General features: G+C 56.7%; 13 protein-coding genes, 1 tRNA gene, 2 rRNA genes and 2 pseudogenes (1 of these 18 only partly in view). 7 read left to right on the top strand and 11 right to left on the bottom strand.

The window, feature by feature from the left end:
• The 3 genes from P6U16_RS14195 to P6U16_RS14205 all read left to right on the top strand — a co-directional run.
• Positions 1-2528: ribosomal RNA gene (locus P6U16_RS14195) — 23S ribosomal RNA — on the top strand (it extends 272 nt beyond the left edge of the window).
• A 276-nt stretch (positions 2529-2804) separates the two neighbouring features.
• A 5S ribosomal RNA gene (rrf, locus tag P6U16_RS14200) occupies positions 2805-2919 on the top strand.
• Positions 2920-3170: 251 nt separating this feature from the next.
• Positions 3171-3246, top strand: a tRNA-Met gene (locus P6U16_RS14205).
• A gap of 521 nt (positions 3247-3767) precedes the next feature.
• On the opposite strand, the gene P6U16_RS14210 is transcribed toward P6U16_RS14205, so the two are convergent.
• A complete protein-coding gene (locus P6U16_RS14210; protein WP_277701108.1) occupies positions 3768-3950 on the bottom strand; it encodes a hypothetical protein in 183 nt (60 codons plus the stop codon).
• A 21-nt stretch (positions 3951-3971) separates the two neighbouring features.
• Entirely contained in the window at positions 3972-4499 is a 528-nt protein-coding gene (locus P6U16_RS14215; RefSeq protein WP_277701109.1) for a recombinase family protein, read from the bottom strand.
• Between the two features lie 228 nt (positions 4500-4727).
• Between P6U16_RS14215 and P6U16_RS14220 the strand changes: the two genes are divergently transcribed.
• The 3 genes from P6U16_RS14220 to P6U16_RS14230 all read left to right on the top strand — a co-directional run bounded on the left by P6U16_RS14220 (position 4728) and on the right by P6U16_RS14230 (position 7856).
• Positions 4728-4985, top strand: a complete 258-nt coding sequence (locus P6U16_RS14220; RefSeq protein ID WP_277703853.1) for an integrase core domain-containing protein — start codon at positions 4728-4730, stop codon at positions 4983-4985.
• Positions 4986-5005: 20 nt separating this feature from the next.
• Entirely contained in the window at positions 5006-5287 is a 282-nt protein-coding gene (locus tag P6U16_RS14225; RefSeq protein ID WP_277701110.1) for a hypothetical protein, read from the top strand.
• Positions 5288-5600: 313 nt separating this feature from the next.
• Positions 5601-7856, top strand: a complete 2256-nt coding sequence (locus P6U16_RS14230; RefSeq protein ID WP_277701111.1) for a hypothetical protein — start codon at positions 5601-5603, stop codon at positions 7854-7856.
• Positions 7857-8139: 283 nt separating this feature from the next.
• Here the strand turns inward: P6U16_RS14230 and P6U16_RS14235 are convergent.
• Both P6U16_RS14235 and P6U16_RS14240 read right to left on the bottom strand, forming a co-directional pair.
• Positions 8140-9301: pseudogene (locus P6U16_RS14235) on the bottom strand (IS3 family transposase).
• A gap of 127 nt (positions 9302-9428) precedes the next feature.
• Positions 9429-9698, bottom strand: coding sequence for a hypothetical protein (locus P6U16_RS14240; protein WP_277701112.1), 270 nt, complete (start codon positions 9696-9698; stop codon positions 9429-9431).
• 48 nt (positions 9699-9746) lie between these two features.
• Between P6U16_RS14240 and P6U16_RS14245 the strand changes: the two genes are divergently transcribed.
• The gene (locus tag P6U16_RS14245) at positions 9747-10151 is read left to right on the top strand and encodes a transposase (protein WP_277701113.1); all 405 of its coding nucleotides are present in this window, start codon (positions 9747-9749) and stop codon (positions 10149-10151) included.
• A gap of 287 nt (positions 10152-10438) precedes the next feature.
• Here P6U16_RS14245 and P6U16_RS14250 read toward each other — a convergent pair whose 3' ends face one another.
• The 7 genes and pseudogenes from P6U16_RS14250 to rbsK form a co-directional block, all read right to left on the bottom strand.
• Positions 10439-11143 carry an SDR family oxidoreductase gene (locus tag P6U16_RS14250; RefSeq protein ID WP_277701114.1) on the bottom strand — a complete coding sequence of 235 codons (705 nt, stop codon included), beginning with the start codon at positions 11141-11143 and terminating at the stop codon, positions 10439-10441.
• A gap of 250 nt (positions 11144-11393) precedes the next feature.
• Positions 11394-13955, bottom strand: a complete 2562-nt coding sequence (locus P6U16_RS14255; RefSeq protein ID WP_277701115.1) for an FAD-dependent oxidoreductase — start codon at positions 13953-13955, stop codon at positions 11394-11396.
• Positions 13956-14212: 257 nt separating this feature from the next.
• Positions 14213-15304 (bottom strand): sn-glycerol-3-phosphate ABC transporter ATP-binding protein UgpC, encoded by a 1092-nt coding sequence (gene ugpC, locus P6U16_RS14260; RefSeq protein WP_277701116.1) that lies wholly within the window; start codon positions 15302-15304, stop codon positions 14213-14215.
• 121 nt (positions 15305-15425) lie between these two features.
• Positions 15426-16880, bottom strand: a complete 1455-nt coding sequence (locus P6U16_RS14265; protein WP_277701117.1) for an extracellular solute-binding protein — start codon at positions 16878-16880, stop codon at positions 15426-15428.
• Positions 16881-16925: 45 nt separating this feature from the next.
• The gene (locus tag P6U16_RS14270) at positions 16926-17954 is read right to left on the bottom strand and encodes a carbohydrate ABC transporter permease (protein WP_277701118.1); all 1029 of its coding nucleotides are present in this window, start codon (positions 17952-17954) and stop codon (positions 16926-16928) included.
• Positions 17951-18824: pseudogene (locus P6U16_RS14275) on the bottom strand (sugar ABC transporter permease). The gene P6U16_RS14270 and the pseudogene P6U16_RS14275 overlap by 4 nt, the downstream one beginning before the upstream one ends.
• A complete protein-coding gene (gene rbsK, locus P6U16_RS14280) occupies positions 18821-19753 on the bottom strand; it encodes a ribokinase (RefSeq protein ID WP_277701119.1) in 933 nt (310 codons plus the stop codon). Before rbsK ends, P6U16_RS14275 begins: the two are co-directional and overlap by 4 nt.

The raw sequence follows: 19753 nt of genomic DNA on the forward strand, positions 1-19753 counted from the left end.
ACATCAACCGAGACTCCGTAAGTAGTGGCGAGCGAACGCGGACCAGGCCAGTGGCAATGAGGAATAAAGTGGAACGGAATGGAAAGTCCGGCCGTAGCGGGTGATAGCCCCGTACATGTAGAACACTCATTGTCCTAGAGTAGGGCGGGACACGTGAAATCCTGTCTGAACATGGGGAGACCACTCTCCAAGCCTAAGTACTCGTGCATGACCGATAGCGAACAAGTACCGTGAGGGAAAGGTGAAAAGCACCCCGACAAGGGGAGTGAAATAGAACCTGAAACCGGTTGCCTACAAACAGTCGGAGGGCGCAAGCCTGACGGCGTACCTTTTGTATAATGGGTCAACGACTTAGTGTGACGAGCAAGCTTAAGCCGATAGGTGAAGGCGCAGCGAAAGCGAGTCTGAATAGGGCGTTCAGTTCGTCGCATTAGACCCGAAACCGAGTGATCTAGCCATGAGCAGGTTGAAGGTTGGGTAACACCAACTGGAGGACCGAACCCGCATCTGTTGCAATAGATTGGGATGACTTGTGGTTAGGGGTGAAAGGCCAATCAAACTCGGAGATAGCTGGTTCTCTGCGAAAACTATTTAGGTAGTGCGTCGATCGAATACCTCAGGGGTAGAGCACTGGATGGGCTATGGGGACTCACCGTCTTACTGATCCTAACCAAACTCCGAATACCTGAGAGTACTAATCGGCAGACACACGGCGGGTGCTAACGTCCGTCGTGAAGAGGGCAACAACCCTGACCTCCAGCTAAGGTCCCCAAGTCATGGCTAAGTGGGAAAGGATGTGAGGATCCCAAAACAACCAGGATGTTGGCTTAGAAGCAGCCATCATTTAAAGAAAGCGTAACAGCTCACTGGTCTAAATAAGGGTCTTTGCGCCGAAAATGTAACGGGGCTAAAGCCATGCACCGAAGCTGAGGATCAACTGACTTGTCAGTTGGTGGTAGCAGAGCGTTCCGTAAGCCTGTGAAGGGGGACCCGTGAGGGCCCCTGGAGGTATCGGAAGTGCGAATGTTGACATGAGTAACGATAAAGGGAGTGAGAGACTCCTCGCCGAAAGACCAAGGGTTCCTGCTTAAAGTTAATCTGAGCAGGGTTAGCCGGCCCCTAAGACGAGGCAGACATGCGTAGTCGATGGGAACCACGTTAATATTCGTGGGCCTGGTGGTAGTGACGGATTGCACAAGTTGTTCTTTCTTATTGGATTGGAAGGGCAGCGGAGCGGTTCCAGGAAATAGCTCCACCAATATAGACCGTACCCGAAACCGACACAGGTGGTCAGGTAGAGTATACCAAGGCGCTTGAGAGAACTATGCTGAAGGAACTCGGCAAATTGCACGCGTAACTTCGGAAGAAGCGTGACCTCTTTTTACGCAAGTGGAAAGAGGTGGCACAGACCAGGGGGTAGCGACTGTTTATCAAAAACACAGGGCTCTGCGAAGTCGCAAGACGACGTATAGGGTCTGACGCCTGCCCGGTGCTGGAAGGTTAAAGGGAGAGGTGCAAGCTTTGAACTGAAGCCCCAGTAAACGGCGGCCGTAACTATAACGGTCCTAAGGTAGCGAAATTCCTTGTCGGGTAAGTTCCGACCTGCACGAATGGCGTAACGACTTCCCCGCTGTCTCCAGCATAGACTCAGTGAAATTGAATTCCCCGTGAAGATGCGGGGTTCCTGCGGTCAGACGGAAAGACCCCGTGCACCTTTACTATAGCTTTACACTGGCATTCGTGTCGGCATGTGTAGGATAGGTGGTAGGCTTTGAAGCTTGGACGCCAGTTCAGGTGGAGCCATCCTTGAAATACCACCCTTATCGTCATGGATGTCTAACCGCGGTCCGTTATCCGGATCCGGGACAGTGTATGGTGGGTAGTTTGACTGGGGCGGTCGCCTCCGAAAGAGTAACGGAGGCGCGCGATGGTGGGCTCAGAACGGTCGGAAATCGTTCGTCGAGTGCAATGGCATAAGCCCGCCTGACTGCGAGACTGACAAGTCGAGCAGAGACGAAAGTCGGTCATAGTGATCCGGTGGTCCCGCGTGGAAGGGCCATCGCTCAACGGATAAAAGGTACGCCGGGGATAACAGGCTGATGACCCCCAAGAGTCCATATCGACGGGGTTGTTTGGCACCTCGATGTCGGCTCATCGCATCCTGGGGCTGGAGCAGGTCCCAAGGGTTTGGCTGTTCGCCAATTAAAGCGGTACGTGAGCTGGGTTCAGAACGTCGTGAGACAGTTCGGTCCCTATCTGCCGTAGGTGTAGGAATATTGATAGGATCTGCCCCTAGTACGAGAGGACCGGGGTGGACACATCTCTGGTGGACCTGTTGTCGTGCCAACGGCATAGCAGGGTAGCTATATGTGGAATGGATAACCGCTGAAGGCATCTAAGCGGGAAACCAACCTAAAAACGAGTATTCCCTTGAGAACCGTGGAAGACTACCACGTTGATAGGCCGGGTGTGGAAGTGCAGCGATGCATGAAGCTTACCGGTACTAATAGTTCGATTGGCTTGATTGTTCTCATTGCTAGTGCTCATCAAAGCGCCTCCGGCGCTTTAATGATCCCTTTCTTTATGTCCTGGCGCGTGAAAAACGCTCCGGACGGGCCGCGTCACGAGACGCGACGGCCGCTTGGCCTTGCGGAGCTTTCGCTCCGGATGGGCCCAAAGCAGCTTAGAAAAAGACGTGTTCAAATAGACTAGTCACTAACGACTAATCCCTAATCACTCCTAGAGTGAACCAGCTTCTCATTTGGTTTTGCGCTGTCGCCAGCGCAATTCTTGCCCTTAGTTGACCTGGTGGTTATTGCGGGGTGGCTGCACCCGTTCCCATTCCGAACACGGCCGTGAAACGCCCCTGCGCCAATGGTACTCCGTCTTAAGACGCGGGAGAGTAGGTCGCTGCCAGGTCTATTAAAGGCAAGAAAATACCAAACCATCTTCTCTTCATCCTCGGCCAAAGCCGAAACAACGGGCCGCCATCAAGCGGCCTTTTTGCTTCGGTACGTTAAGCCGGATCAGAAAATCTCAGGGAGAAGCCGTCGCATGCGTGACGGTGCCTCCCTAACATGAGACAAATCCCAAGGGATTTGCTCAGGTAGTAAGTGTAACTGCAAAGCAGTTACACAATCGCGACATTCGGCAATGCCGAATGCGCTTGGCGCGGGTGGAGCAGCCCGGTAGCTCGTCAGGCTCATAACCTGAAGGCCGCAGGTTCAAATCCTGCCCCCGCAACCATCGCCTCTTGGCCACTTTGGCTAGAAGCAAAGTCCCGGCGAATAAGCCCTCCCGCAATCATCGCCTCAGAGATTTTCCCTGAAGGGTAGTCGCGCTTGGTGCGGTTTCCCGCAACCATCGCCATAGATGACCCAAAACCGCCAGGCGTGGCGGTTTTTGCGTTTGTGGCTGGCGCGTGGAAATCATCCGTTTGCTGCAGAGGTTGATGTTTAGACAAGTCATCCGCAATGGACTTCCGGTCCCGTTTGGTGGCGATCGACAGGATACCTGCTAGATCGCCTATGAGGTCAACCGTCAGGCGGTCGCCTGTTTCGGTTGGCGTCAATACAATGCGAGCGATCAACGATCGCAAAATGGTGGCCGCTTCCGTGCGGCTTTCGTTCGAATGCAATGAGGCAAGAAGATTTCGAATCTGAAGCTGATAGCGGTTGGCCATATTCGGATGAAACAGAACCGTTTCCTCCTTCACGTCCAGCAGAAGGCGCTCAAGTTCCTCCTTGCGATTCTGAACGATAATGGCCCTATGCTTTAAGCATCGCCCCTGGTACACCGTCCGAGATTGAGCGGATGATTTGCTGAGTCTCTCGCTCCAGCTTCGCCAGCTCCGCTCGATATCCCGAGAGCGAGGAATTGTGCTGCATGCGCAGCTCGTTCATGCGACGGGTGTATTCCTTGCAAAACTCTGCACAAAGCTGCTCATCCATCAGATGATCGCGCAGAGAGCGCTACACCATATGTTCCAGCTTCTCGCGCTCCATAGTCAGGCGGTTTTCGCAGGTCCCTTTATTCCGCGCCGTTGAGCAACCGACATGTTTTGCGCCTATCATCGAATATCCACCACCACACGAGCCGCAGCATAGAAGGTGTGACAGGAGGTGTTTTGGCCTATTCATCTTCCACAATGGCGCGTCGTGCTTGTTGATCTCGCCTTGCACCCGCTTGGCTTCATCCCAAAGCTCTTGATCAAGGATGCGCAATTCAGGGACATCCTTGATGATCCAAGCATCTTGTGGGTTCATTTGCGACACGCGTTTGCGCGTCGAAGGGTCTTTGATGTAGCGGAGCCGATTCCAGATCAAACGGTCGATGTAGAGTTCATTATTCAGGATGCCCGTACCGCGCTCGCGATTTCCGTAGATGGTGCTTGCACCCCACGCACCGCCTTGCGGACCGGCGATGCCCTCTTTGTTGGGCGTCATCGCAATCGTGCGCGGTGAAACACCGGCAATGTATTCCTTGAAAATGCGCCGCACTACGCCGGCCTGAATTTCATTGATTGCTCGACCGAAACAGGCGACCGCCTGACGGTTGACCTAATAGGCGATCTAGCAGGTATCCTGTCGATCGCCACCAAACGGGACCGGAAGTCCATTGCGGATGACTTGTCTAAACATCAACCTGTGCATCAAACGGATGATTTCCACGCGCCAGCCACAAACGCAAAAACCGCCACGACTGGCGGTTTTGGGTAACCTATGGCGATGGTTGCGGGAAAACGCACCAAGCGCGACTACACTTCAGGGAAAATCTCTGAGGCGATGATTGCGGAGGGCTTATTCGCCGGGACTTTGCTTCTAGCCAAAGTGGCCAAGTGTCAGTGGTTGCGGGGGCACTACAACACCGTGCGTCCGCACTCGTCACTGAACTACAAGTCACCGGCACCCGAAGCGGCTGTCTGGCCTCGCCAAAACGGCCCGACGTCAACGCCAGCGGTGGCGGCCAGGCCGAGCATGCACTAACATTAAACCCGGATCACCCCATGGGGGCAGACCTCAACAACGTCATGGCGCTGCGCGAAGAGGCCGGAAAGCTGGCGCTCAAATTGAACAACGGCGAGCCCGGCATTCTCGCCGGGCCGGATGCGCCGGGCTGCATGCTCGCCAGTTTGACCGCCGCACCCGATGGCACTGTCCCACTTTGGGGGCAGACCGGAAGTTTCATTGTAAACGTGAAGTCCATGCGGGTGCGAATTAATATGGGGCCTCTTCGGCATCAGTGCACGCTATATGCCGTGGATGAATTTCAGCGCCCATGTCGTTGATTGGGATAAACCCTTTCTCCCAGAAACGGGTTACCGCAGCTTCGGCGGTCTTAACGCGCCGCAGGTACCGGGCCTGACGTCGGATATTTTCACGGCAAGAATTATCGAAGTCCACATCGGAAAACACTTGAAGGGGAGATTACGGGGCGTCCAAATAAACGTAGATAGACCGGACACCAATGACCTATTCAAATAATGAAATTTCCATGCATGTAGAGGCAAGGTCCAGAATAAATTTTAAAGGTACATACGTGTTGAAGAAGAGAGCTGGCAGCGTTAAGGAGTATTGATCTTATTCGCGGGGTGAATGCGCATGGCAAAAGCTGCTGGTCAACCACGCCAAAGAACGACCGAACGCCGGAGAAGAAAATCCGCAACAATTGCTGTTCGCGTCAGATGGCTAAAATCATCGGTGATCAAAGCTCTAAAGAACGCAGAAATCAGAGAGAAGCTATTCGCCTTCTTGTTTTGGGTCTGCTTACTGCTATCGCTCACGCCCCTAATTTTCAGTTTTAAGGGCATATTCGGCAGTTTCGCTATCGCGGAACTCTTAGCAGTAGATGCAGCGCCCCTCCCTGGTTGGGTGGCGGACCCAAAATTCAGCGTCTTTCTCACGCTCGCGGGCCTGATGGCTTCCTGCGCGGTCGCGTTGAGGATTCCAACCTATATTCTGGCTTCATTGACGCCTGTCGTTGCCGCGTTTCTAGGACTCGCTGAGCCAGCGCAGCCCATCTTCGTTCCGTTGACACTGGCGTACTGTCTGCTCGCGTTCATTTCGTTGGCAATTTTTGGTTTAAGGGGCCGCTTCCTGTCTCCCGCTGTCGCTATTTTTGCAATTTTTTCATTCTTCGACAGCGCCGCAATAATCCTTCTCGATACAGTGCATTGGATCTCGTTCAACATCTTCGGCGGATCAATTCTCGATTCCGGATCGTACGAGGGATTTCTGCCCGGTTACTTACTCGACGACTATGGGGCTAGTATCGTTGATTTAATCTCATTTTTCGTACTGTTGGTTTCGTTAAGATTCTCGGTCCATCTGGTCAACGACAACAAGCAGATCGCCGGCACGCTTTGGGCAGAAAGAAAAAACACACGGGAAGCGCTGATTAGTGCCGTCGGCATGTGGTGGCCATTAGCAGTGGCCTTCATTGTTCTAACCGTTTGGGCTTATCCAAAATTCGACGCTTTCGTTGAAAACCGGACAATGACCTGGCTACAAAACATGCTTATTTGCGAGCCGGCGAACGAAATGGCTTCAGACTGTATTGCCTATGAACCAGCGCGGGCAACGGCCGTGGAATTCGAACCTATGATGCGAGTACTGGTTGACTACAGCGCTGCCCAAGTGGAATCGACAGCCAACCAAGCAATTCAGGACATTGCAAATCTGAGCATCCAAACTGCAGATGATCTAAAACACACAGTCTATCCTATCCTTGCAACGAAGGTGCTGCCTGAGCGTATGCCGGGCACGAACACACGCGGTTGCAGAAAGTTGAATATCCCCTGTCATGGTGCGAACGGAGCAAAGTCACTAGCCAATTCGGGATATCGCAGGCTACGCGATCCGCCATTGCGAGCACTTGAGCGACAAATCGAAAATGCCTATGTTTTCGCAAATGGTAATGTCGAAGCGTTTCGACAGGAGACTACCAGGTTAATCCAACAAGAGGTTATCAACTATCGAGTCCGTGCCAATATAGCCATCGACAAGACCGTGTACGGACTGAAACTGATAGCAATTTTCTCATTTTTGTACAGCTTGATGGTGTTGATAAAAACTTACGGAATCGCCTTCTCCCGGGTGATATTCGACTATAAATCTCGCTACACTCTATTCGCCCTTTTGGCGGAAAGCGATCGGGCCAAAGGCCTATTTTCGAGCGACAGGAATATCGTCGCGGTACATAAAAACTCGCCGTTAATATTGTCGCCGGAGGAAGGGCTTAACTACTACATTCAAGGTTCTCGCCAAGTCGCGTCCGGCCTCAGCTTCCCGTGGCCTCCATTTCCATTTAAGGGCATCAGAAAGCGGCTTTTCGCTAAGAACTATGTGATGCAGTTCTATAATCTAACTGGAGGAAGCAGCCCGGATTCCGTTGCCATGCATTTCGGCGCGATGGAACGGTTGATTTCAGTCAAAATAAGACAGGGAGATAGGTTCGTTTTCGATTTCCCCAACGTGGTAGCTTTCTCAACAGGCATCAAGGTCAAAACCTTCGTGACACTGAGCCTGCATGGACTTGTATTCGGAAAGGCATTGTACAGAATTGCGGAAGGCGAAGGGGTCATAATTTTTTATATCGAAGGCGAACCAACCGTGCTTTCCGCCGACGATTATGATTCGCCAGAAGTGCGGCGAGATGCGAAGTCCCTAGTCGCATGGCGCCTTGATACACCGTTCAGGATACAATCAAAACTGACAATGGCAGGGCTTCTTGCTTCGGGATATAATATCGCAAAGCAGGATGGTGGAGCAGCTGTAATCCATAACAACCAAATTACTAACGGATCGGCGAAGATGGGCGTTGCGCGCTTTGTGCGGACATTCCTTTCTCCCGTCTGAGAGACAAGTCGCTCAGGATCAATGCCGCTGGTCAATGCGGGCGGCAATCGAACGGCAAGCACAGCTCTCAGCATTTTTCGTGAAAGCGGCGTCCGATTAAAGGGCACTAATTTTCGTGCGTTCCCCATTTGCAAACTGATTACAACCCGTTCCTTTCGGAAACCGGTTATTGCGACTTTAGGGGTGCATGTCGAACTGGTGTGCCCGATCTCGCGCCGGACGCTTTCGCTGTGGAGGGGCGTTTGCAGTTGGTCTGCCCCCATGGGGTGATCCGGGTTTAATGTTAGTGCATGCTCGGCCTGGCCGCCACCGCTGGCGTTGACGTCGGGCCGTTTTGGCGAGGCCAGACAGTCGCTTCGGGTGCCGGTGGCTTGTAGTTCAGTGACGAGTGCGGACGCACGGTGTTGGAGTGCCCCCGCCAGCCCTCGATGATGATCTTCGCTTCTTTGAGCGTGTAGAAGATTTCTCCGTTGAGCAGTTCGTCCCTGAGCTTCGAGTTGAAGCTTTCGCAATAACCGTTCTCCCATGGGCTGCCCGGCATGATGTAAGCCGTTTTGGCACCGACGGTTGCAATCTACTCCCTCAGCGCCTTGGCGATGAATTCCGGGCCGTTGTCGGAACGAATATGCGCCGGGACGCCCCGCATGATGAACAGGTCTGAGAGGACGTCGATTACATCCACAGCCTTCAGCTTCCTCTCGACCCTGATGGCAATGCATTCCCGCGTAAACTCATCAATCACGTTGAGCATTCGGATTTTCCTTCCATTATGCGTGCGGTCCTCGACAAAATCGTAGGACCAGACATGGTTGGGATATTCCGGCCGAAGCCGGATGCACGCGCTGTCGTTCAGCCAGAGCCGACCGCGTTTGGGTTGCTTGGATGGAACCTTCAGCCCCTCCCGTCGCCATATCCGCTCGACCCGTTTGACGTTCACGATCCAACCCGCCTGATGCAGCATCGCCGTGATGCGGCGATATCCATATCGGCCATATTGGAGGGCGAGCGCCGTGATGTCGGCGGTCAATGCCGCTTCGTCATCTGGTGTCTTTGCGATTTTGCGGCTCACGTGGAACGATGCTGGCCGAGAACCCGGCATGCCCGTCGTTCGGACACGCCCAGTTCTGCGGTGACTTGGTCCACACAGGCACGACGGCGAGCGGGGCTTAGACGTTTCCCCTGGCAGCCTCCGCAAGGATCATCTTGTCCAGGGTTAGATCGGAAACAGCCCGCCGGAGCCGCGCATTCTCGGTCTCCAGCTCTTTTAGGCGCTTCACCTGATCGCCCTTCAGGCCACCGTATTCTGCCCGCCAGCGGTAATATGTAACTTCCGTCACGCCTATCGACCGGATCGCCTCCGCCATCGATTTGCCCTGTGCATTCAGCACGTCAACCTGACGAAGCTTCGTGACGATCTCTTCTGCCTTGTGTCTTTTCGCTGCCATTTCAATGTCCTTCTTCGGCTCAGGAGCCATACTTCAAAAAGGACCACTTTTCAGGGGGAAGACAGTTCCTTCTTCCGCCTTTCCAGCGCCACCATCTTCTCATTGATGCGGTCGGCTGCCCCTCCCTTCAAGACGAGGACGAGAAGTGTGTCCAGCTCGCGGTCGATGCGCCTGATCTCGAAGCGGACTCGAGCGAGACCCGAGCCTGCATGCGTGCTTTGATGACCTCACGGGTGAATTCTTTGCAAAACTCTTTGAACAGCTCCGGCTCCATCAGGTGCTTACCGAGGCCGTTGAGGATGGACGCTTCGAGCGTGTCGCGACGGATAATGTGCCGGCTATCACAAGTGCCCTTGGTGCGAGCATTGGTGCATCCGAGCATATCCTTGGTAATCATCGAATAGCCGCCACTGCAGCGGCCACATTTGACGAGGCCGGTGAACAGATGCTTCGGCCGCCGGCGGTCGTTCAGGGAAAAGTTGTCGCCCGGCTTCGTTCCCGGCTCGAGCGCGAGTTGCGCTTGTCGCTGCTTCACCGCGCTCCACTGGCTCTGGTCGATTATGCGGAGTTCCGGCACGTCCTGAGTGGCCCATTCACTTTCCGGATTAAGGCGCGAGACGCGTTTGCCGGTGTCAGGATCTTTCAGATACAGGCGCGGCTTGAGGCCTATAATCAACCGATCCATCGCATTCGTGGTCGGATCGAGAAGATCTTCGGTACATGGAAGCGAAGCTACGGCCTGCGCCGGGTGCGATGGCGCAGGCTTGCAAAGGCAGGTGCTCAAATTCGCCTCACGGCCATCGCCTACAATATGCAACGCAGTTTGAAGATCATCGCTATGGCTGGATAGCGTGCAAGACCACCACTGGCGCTCACACAGGAACGCCAAAAGCCACAGCAACCACCTTGGTGCGGCTATCTTCCAGCGCATTGCCCCGAAACCCGACAAAATCAAACAAAATCAACACAAAGCTCGCCCTGCGCACCGGTCCCCTTTAGCCAAATGCCAAGGCAGAATCGTTGGGCCGATTCAAAACCAGGGCTCAAAGGAGCGTGACCTTATGAGACTCTTCTCAACACTGGACGACACGTTCTGCTTGAACAGAGCAAATGAATACGCCACCTAGTGCAGCATTTTCAGACGGAACGCGTCAGCCCGCCATCGACCTTGATATTCTGGCCGGTTATGTAGCCGGCGCCTTCCGAGGCGAGGAAAGAGATCGTGGCGGCGATTTCCTCACTCGTGCCGTAGCGTTTCATCGGAACGCTGTCGCGCCGTTCGTCTGTTCCCGGAAGGCTGTCGATCCATCCCGGCAGGACGTTGTTCATGCGCACATTGTCAGCCGCGTAACTGTCGGTGAAAATCTTTGTATAGGCGGCAAGACCGGCACGGAACACGGCCGATGTCGGAAACATCGCGGAGGGCTCGAATGCCCACGCCGTCGAGATGTTGATGATCGTTCCGGATTTCTGCCTCTGCATGACGGGCGCGACCAGTCGGACCGAGCGAATGACATTCATGAGATAGACGTCAAGTCCCGTGTGCCACTGCTCATCGGTGATCTCGATGATCTGCGCGCGTGGCCCATGGCCGGCGCTGTTGACGAGAACATCGATCCGCCCCCAGCGCGACAGCGTCAATTCCACGACCCGCGCGAGATCGTCCGCGGACTGGTTCGAGCCGGTCACGCCGATGCCGCCGAGTTCCTCTGCCAGCGCCTTTCCCTTTCCCGAAGAGGAAAGAATGGCGACACTGAAGCCGTCGGACGCCAGGCGCTTTGCCGCTGCTGCTCCCATTCCGCTGCCACCCGCTGTAATGATCGCGACTTTTTCCACCGACATGCCAGTCTCCTGTTTTTCCATTGTTCGTCGTACTCTAGCCGGGAACGACCGAAACATGTCGGAGATTGTGTCGGTTCCGCAGCTGAATTCAATGGAATTGCGCTGATCATTCGTTGAAATCTTTGCACGCTTCACGCAGCTATCCATCACATCGCACGGCCTCAGCCGATACCCATGAGCCGGACAAGAAAATGCCCGCTTTATCGAGCGGGCATGATTGTTGTCTCTGGTTTTCTCAGGCGTGCGGGCGTTACGTCCGGGGCTTCAGATTCTGCGGGTCGTAGAGGGGTTTGTAGCCGACACCCGCAACCTCGACCGGGTAGGTCTCACCGAAATACTCGATATTGAGCTTGCGGCCTTCCTGGCAATAGGACCATGGCAGGTAGGCGAGCGCGATGTTCTTGCCGATCGTCGGACCGTAAGCGACAGAGGTCGTATAGGAACGGCGGCCGAGTTCATCGACCAGCACATCGCCGGTTTCCGGATCCATGACCGGCATCGAACCGACCGGGTAGCGCTTGACGCCCTTGCTGTCGGTGTTTTCGGTCATGACAAGCGTGCAGAGCATGGCCGGCTGATGCGGCCGCGCCTTGTACTCCAGGTGCTTGGCCTTGCCGCGGAAGTCGGCTTCCTTGACCTTCGGACGTGCAAGATCTGCCTCGATTAGGTTGTACTGGGTCAAAAGGTCGGCATTCTGCAGGCGTAGGCTCTTTTCCATGCGGCGCGAATTGGCATAGGTCTCGACCCCGAAGGCCATGACGCCGGTGGAGCGCAGGGCGTCCCAGACGGCGAGGCCATCCTCGTATTTCATGTGCAGCTCCCAGCCCTGCTCGCCGACATAGGAAATGCGGAAGGCTGTGACCGGCTTGCCGCCGATCTCGATCTGCTTGATCGCGGCGAAAGCGAAGTTTTCCGGATCGAGGCCGGTAGGATCGGTTACGACCTTTTTCAACGTGTCGCGGGCATTCGGACCCCAGATGCCGATGGTGATGAACTTTTCGGTGACATCGGTGATGGTCACGTCGAGGCCGCGATCTTCCGCCACGCGCTTCATGTAGTGGAAGTCGCGCGGGCCGGCGTCTGCCCCGTTGATCAGCCGGCACCGATCGGCCATGCGGATGACGGTGAAGTCGGCGCGCACCATGCCCTCGTCGTCGAGGAAGTGGGTGTAGATGCCCTTGCCGATATTGCCGTCGCCACCGATCTTGGCGGCGCAGAGCCATTCGAGGAGCTCGACATGGTCAGGGCCTTCGATGTCGACCATGTGGAAATGGCTGAGGTTGACGATGCCGCAATCCTCGCTCATCGCCAGATGTTCGGCATTGGAGACGCGCCAGAAATGGCGGTTGTCCCACTCGTTTTCACGCACCGGAACGCGATCGCCGTACTTCTCCAGCAGATGCTCGTTGGCAGCGTAGCCATGGGCACGCTCCCAGCCACCGAGTTCCATGAAATAGCCGCCAAGTTCCTTCTCGCGCTCATGGAACGGCGAACGCTTGACGCCGCGGCTCGAGGCGTAGGGCTCGCGGGTATGCACGGCCGGGAAGTAGATCTTCTGGGCAGCCTCGAAGCTGCGGTTCTCGATGAACTCTTCCGTCAGTTGGTGCGGATAGAAGCGGGCATAATCGATTGAGTTATGGTCGATCTCCGTGCGGCCATCCGTCATCCAATCAGCGATCAGCTTGCCGTAGCCTGGACCGTCCTTGACCCAGATGGCGACGCAGTACCAGAGGCCCCGCACCTTCTGGCTCTCGCCGCAGGACGGGCCTCCGGCGGCGGAAACCTGCAACAAGCCGTTGAACGAATGGCCTTCATTGTATCCGAGTTCGCCAAGGATAGGCGTCAGTTCCATGGCCTTTTCCAGTGGCTCGAGGATTTGCTCCATGTCGAGGTCGCGCTGCGAAGGCGACAGGCGGGCCTCATGCTTTTCGAGAATGTCGCGCGGATGACACATGCGCGGATTTGTCTGCTCGTAATAACCCCATTCGATCTGGCCACCTTCGGTCGTCTTCGGGTCGCCGGTGTCGCGCATATAGGCGGAGTTGCCCTGGTCGCGCAAAAGCGGGAACCCGATTTCCTTGCCGGTGCCTTCGAACTCGTTGTAGGGGCCGAAGAAGGTCAGCGGATGGTCGACCGGCATGACGGGAAGATCCTCGCCGACCATTTCGGCGATCAGGCGGCCCCAGATGCCGGCGCAGACGATGACGTGGTCGGCCATGATCGTGCCGCGATGGGTGACGACGCCCTTGATGCGGCCGCCCTCGACGATCAGCGACTGGGCCGGCGTGTTGCCGAAGATCTGCAGCTTGCCGGATTTCTCGGCGGCATCGACGAGCTTGCCGGCAACGGTCTGCGAACGCGGAACGACGAGACCGGCATCGGGATCGAACATGCCGCCCATGACCTGATTTTCCTCGATCAGCGGGAACATCGCCTTGATCTCGGACGGCGAGACATAGTGAGCGCGGGTGCCGAATGCCTTGGCGGAGGAGAGCTTGCGCTTGATCTCTTCCATCCAGGTGTCGTCACCCGTGCGAACCACTTCCAGGCCGCCGATGCGGGCGTAGTGGCCCATCTTTTCGTAGAAATCGATCGAATACTGTGTGGTCCAGACCGAAAGATAGTCATGGCTGGTGGTGTAGCAGAAGTCGGACGCATGCGCCGTCGAGCCGATATCGGTCGGGATGCCTGATTTGTCGATGCCGACGATATCGTCCCAGCCGCGCTCGATCAGGTGATGAGCGATCGATGCGCCGACGATGCCGCCGAGCCCGATGATTACGACTTTCGCTTTCTGAGGAAACTGCGCCATTGCATACGACCCTGATTGATATTGAAGAGGGATTTTAGGATTTGCTGCGCAGCAACCAGAGCCTGTCTACGACATAATCAGGATGCTGCACGACCACGGCAGCGCGCAGCGGACGGCAGCATCCCTGGTTCGCCGGCAATCGTCGATTCCCCGTATTGAAAGCACAGTAGCCAAGGCGGCGTCAAATATGTCGCGCATGATATCTCCGCGGGGCGAACTATGTCTCCGAAAGCGGCATGCGTTGATGGAAAAGGGTATCAGCGTCCGATGGCTTCCCCTGTGCTTTTCAGGAACAAGTGCATTTTCTCCGGATCCAGCGAGACATCGATTGTGTCATCCGGCCTGACGCGCGACGCGGCATGAATCTGCGCGGTGAAAGCGCCGGCGGCAACCTTGCCGATCGCAAGCGTGTGCGGACCCAGTGGCTCTATGTCGGCGACATGCACCCGCACCTGCGGAAACGCGGGGTTGGCTTCCATCGTGTGCTCCGGGCGGATACCGAGAACGACGGCCTGTCCGATCGCCGTGGTGAGGCGCCCAGCGGTCGGCGCGGGCACAGGGATCGCCACATCGCCGTCTGCCCGGAAGAATACATTGCCATCCGTGCTGTCGAGCCGACCTTCGATGAAATTCATGCTGGGCGCGCCGATAAATGCTGCAACGAAAAGATTCTTCGGCGATTCGTAGAGCGTGATGGGATCTGCAGCCTGTTCAATCCGCCCCTGATTCATCACCACGACGCGGTCGGCCATGGTCATCGCTTCCACCTGGTCGTGCGTGACGTAGACAATCGTGGTCTGCAGGCGCCGGTGCAGCAGCTTGATCTCGGTGCGCATTTCGATGCGCAGCTTGGCATCGAGGTTGGACAACGGCTCATCGAACAGAAAAACATCCGGCTGGCGAACAATGGCGCGACCGATCGCGACACGCTGGCGCTGTCCGCCGGACAGGGCGCTCGGCTTGCGCTCAAGATAGGCATTTAGATTGAGAATGCGGGCAGCATTGGCCACGGCCTTGGCGATCTCGTCCTTGGACGTTCCGCGCACCTTCATGCCATAGCCGATGTTCTCGGCAACGGTCATATGAGGATAGAGCGCATAGTTTTGAAACACCATCGAGCAATTGCGAAGCCCTGGACGCAGGCCGGTCACGTCGCGGTCGCCGATACGAATTGTCCCGGAGGATTCCTGTTCGAGGCCGGCAATCATGCGCAGCGTGGTGGTCTTGCCGCAGCCGGAGGGACCGACGAGAACGACGAATTCCTTGTCGGCTATAACAAGATCGAGGGGTGGGATGACCGCAACGCTGCCATAGGACTTGGTGACCTGTTCTAAACGCACCTGGGACATGATGCTCGACCCTTTTTTATGAGAATCCCATGGTGCTGCTGATGCGGCCATGGTTCGTCTTTCTTTCAGAAACAACCGAACCCGCCCCGGACAAGCCGGGGCGGAAATTGCGATGAACGCCTTATTTGGCGGCAAGCCCCATCGACGCGCGATATGCGGCCAACTGCTTGTCGCGACCGAATTCATCGGTCAGCTTGTTCCAGCCCTCAGCCACCGTGTCGAGCGCCTGCTGCGGCGTCACTTCTCCGGCCAGCGCCTTGGAAAGCTCGATTTCGAGAATTTCCGTGTAGGAGAAATAACCGGGCAGGCGCATATCAAGGGCTGTGTTCGTGGCTGTCACAGCCGCTTGTTGCGCCCCGAGATATTCCTTGGCTTCGCGTTCGGAGAAGCTCTTCGACCAGAGCCCCATGTTGGTGGTGTGCGAGATACGGTAGGGGTTGACGCCTGTGCCGCCTGTCACCGCCGCCTGGCCGGATACTGCCGGGCTGGTGAGGTACTGGATGTAGTTCCAAGCCGCTTCCTGGTTCTTGGAAGATGCGGGAACGGCCGCCTGCCAGCCACCGAAGGCCATGAAGGACGTCTGGAGGACTTCGGGCTGCTTGTCCCATGTCTTGGTCTTGTAGTTCCAGATTTCATCCACGCCCGGCAACGGTGCTGAGCCGACATTGCCGGCGACCTTGGACTGCTTGGGATCGGCGCCGATGACGCCCGTGTCACCCCAACCGATCGACTCCGCGACCTGTCCGCCGGCAAAGGCGGCGTTCACTTCACCGAAGGAGAAGTTCAGCGCATTCGGCGGAGCAAGCTTGGAGGCGCGGATATATTCCTCGAGGCCACGAACCCAGCCCGGATTGTTGACCTGCGCATCCATCGTGTCCGGATCGAAGAACATGCCGCCCGGATTGGCGGGATGGCTCGTGTAGCCGGCGACATGGCTGAACAGGAACCAGAACTGCTGGCCGCCGCGGCGGAAGGCTTCCGCCGTTCCCCAGAGGCCCTTGTCCGGCTGCTGGAAGAATTCAGCGATGTCGAGATACTGCTTCCAGGTCTTTGCCGGAGCGAGGTCGTAGCCATACTTGGCCTTGAAGGCGGCCTGGTTTTCAGCATTTTCGAAAAGGTCGATGCGGTAGGTATAGGTATGCGCGTCGCCGTCCATGGTCTGCGACAGGACCTTGCCGTTCCAGACCATCAGCTTTTCGCGATAGACCGGCGCGATGTCTTCCCAGTCAGCGCCTGTCTGCATCGAGGCTGGCATTTCGGAGAGGAAGTCGGTGAAGTCCGGGGCCCAGGCCGGGGCAAAGGCAATCATGTCAAACGTGTCTTCGCCTGAAGTCAGCGAAGTGACGATCTTGGGGTAGAGTTCCGACCATGGAAACTCGACGACATTGACCTTGCCGCAGGTCTTTTCTTCCCAGCCCTTGGCGGCCAGCTGTAGCGCCGAAGCGATATAGGGGCCGGTCTGTGTCGTGGCGTTGATCGTGACGCCGGTATAATCGGGCTCGCAGGCCATCGCCGCCGTGTTCGCGGTCAGGGCCAGCAATGCGCCGGCGGTTGAGCTAAGCAGAAGTCTCTTCATGGTTTCCTCCCAGAATTAAAACGTTGGTTCAAGCGCGTAGACCGGTCACTTAATCGCTCCCAAAAGCAGGCCGGACCGCATCAGCCTGCTTAATATTCCCGCCATGACGACCATGGGTATGATCGCGACCAGGGCGGCTGCCGATATCGCCCACCATTCATCGCCGCGCTGGCTGTTCTGGCCGGCGACGAGAATGGGAAGGGTCTGCCATTTGGAATTGGTCAAGAAGAGCGCAAACAGGAACTCGTTCCAGACGAAGGCCAGGGTGATCATGAACGTCGCGATCAGGCCTGGTTTTGACATGGGCAGCACGATACCGAAGAAGATTCGCCATGTCGGGACATTGTCCACCATTGCCGCTTCCTCGACCTCAACCGGCAGGGCCGCGAAGAAATCGCGCATGAGCCAGATGACGATGGGAAGCGAAAAGGCAACATAGGCGAAGGTGAGGCCTGTATAGGTATCGACGAGCTTGAAGCCCATCTTGCCCATTTCGGTATACATCAGGTACAGCGCGAAGGCCGTGACGATCGGCGGGAACATGCGCTGGCTGACGAACCAGAAGACAATGTCGTCATTGCCGAGCACCGGTCCGGGGAGCCTGATCCGACTGGATCCGATGGCAAGGGCGAGTGCGGCGAAAAAGGCACAGATCAGCGAGATTGCCTGTCCGAGGCCCAGCGCATGGCGGCCGAAGAGGAAGCCTCCGAATGCGATAAAGACGAAGATGACTGCCGATAGCAGCTTGACCTCGAAGGTAAAGCGCACAAGGGCATAGGCCGCCATCGCGCCGATGAAGGTTGCGAGCAGTGATGCAGAAATTCCGATGATCGTGGAGGCGATAAAGGTCGCATAGAACTGTCCACGGGCGCCGGAAAGCAGCTCGCTCCAGGCCGTCAGCGACGGCTCGAAGTCCACGAAGGGAATGTAGGTTGGACCGCCGACGACCCCAAGCGGCGATTTGAAGGACGTGATCACTGCCCAGTAGAGCGGGAAGAGGGTGAAGGCCAGCCAGATCAGGCAGCCGGCGAGCGCCCACCAGCGGCTGGGGCCCTTGAGGTCGCGGATGCTCATCTGTGCTTCTCCAGATAGGGCTTCAGAACAGCCAGATAGACGAGGCCGATGACGGTGATCACGAGCAGGAACAGGAAGGAGAGCGCCGACGTATAGCCGAGATTGAACTTCTTGAAGCCTTCCTGATAGGCAAACAGGGTCAGCGTCTCGGTCGAGATGCCCGGCCCCCGCCTGTCATGACAAAAACGGTGTCGATGATCTTGTAGCTCTCGATCAGGCGAATGAAGACGACAGCGGCAGAAATCGGCAGCATCATCGGGAAGGTAATCCCCTGAACTGCTGCCAGGGGCTGGCATTCTCCAATGCCGCGGCTTCGTAGACATCGTCCGGCAGCGTCTGCAATCCGGCCAGCAGCATGAGGATGACAAACGGTGTCCACTGCCAGACTTCGACCGCGATGATGGCGCCGATGGCCCAGGTTGTCTGGGTCAGGAACGGCAGGTTGGGAAAACCGAAGAAAGTCATCAGTTCGTTGAGCGGCCCCATCGTCGGATTGAGTAACTGCCGGGCAATCAAGGCTACAGCGACCGGTGCGACCAGCATCGGCAGGAGAAAGCTGACGCGAAACAGGCCTTCGCCGGGAACGCGCCGATTGAGAGCCAGGGCAACGGCAAAGCCGATAACATATTGCAGCATTACCGAGGTGACGGCGATAACAGTCGTTGTCCAGGTGACTTGCCAGAAACGTGGGTTCTGCAGAAGCTCCGTATAGTTCCCGAAGCCAACGAAACGCGCCGGGATCGGCGGCACGAGCCGCAGGCTCATGAAGCTGGTGGTTAGGGAGTAGATCAGCGGGAAGATGGAAATCACCAGCACGATCAGAAGGGCCGGCCAGATAAAGAAATGCTTGATGGGATCCTGGCGCGTCATCCGGCAACTCCCTGCCGAAGAAGTGCTTCGACCTCTTCAAGGCGCGGCATTGCTGGCGCTGTGCCGCGCCGGGTGACTGCGATTCCTGCGGTTGCGCAGCCGAAGCGCACCGCGTCCACCGGCTCAAAACCCCGCGAAAGTGCTGCGGCAAAGCCACCGACGAAGGCATCGCCAGCCCCGGTCGTGTCGATCACCGTGCCTGACGACATGGCCGGCACATGAACGGATTTGCTGGCGGTGTGATAGAGAACGCCACGTCCGCCAAGCGTGATCAGCGCTGTACGCACACCCTTCGCAAGCAGCGCATCGCCGGCACGTCGTGCATCGTCCAGTGTGTCGAGCACAAAGCCGACGATGGCCGCGGCTTCCGTCTCGTTCGGCACGATGTAGTCGCAGAGCGGATAGATCGCTTCGGGAAAGCTTTCTGCCGGTGCCGGATTGAAAATAGTGGTGACGCCAGCCGCGTGCGCAATTTCGAGCGCCCGTTGCGCTGCCTTTGCCGGCTGCTCGAGCTGGGTCACGAACACCAGCGACTGCTCGATCGTTTCGCGCGCCGCCTCTACATCGGCGATATCGATGGTACCGGCCGCACCGGGATAGACGATGATCGCATTTTCGCCGTTCTCGTCGTTGACGTAGATGAAGGCGGCACCTGTGGGCATATCATCCATCTGCACGACCTTCGGCCGGACGCCGGCTTCCGCATAGGTCTTCAGCGCCATGTCGCCGAACGTGTCCCGGCCGATTTTGGAAATAAACGAGACCTCCGCACCGGCGCGGGCCGCGGCGACGGCCTGGTTTGAGCCTTTGCCACCTGGGCCTACCGAGAAGCCGGTGCCGGTAATGGTTTCACCAACATTGGGCATTCGCTTGGCCAGGTAGGCCGTGTCGGCTACAAAGATCCCGAGGATCGAAACGCCTGCCTTCAT

This window comes from Rhizobium sp. 32-5/1 (assembly GCF_029537235.1).
Classification (GTDB): Bacteria; Pseudomonadota; Alphaproteobacteria; order Rhizobiales; family Rhizobiaceae; genus Pararhizobium.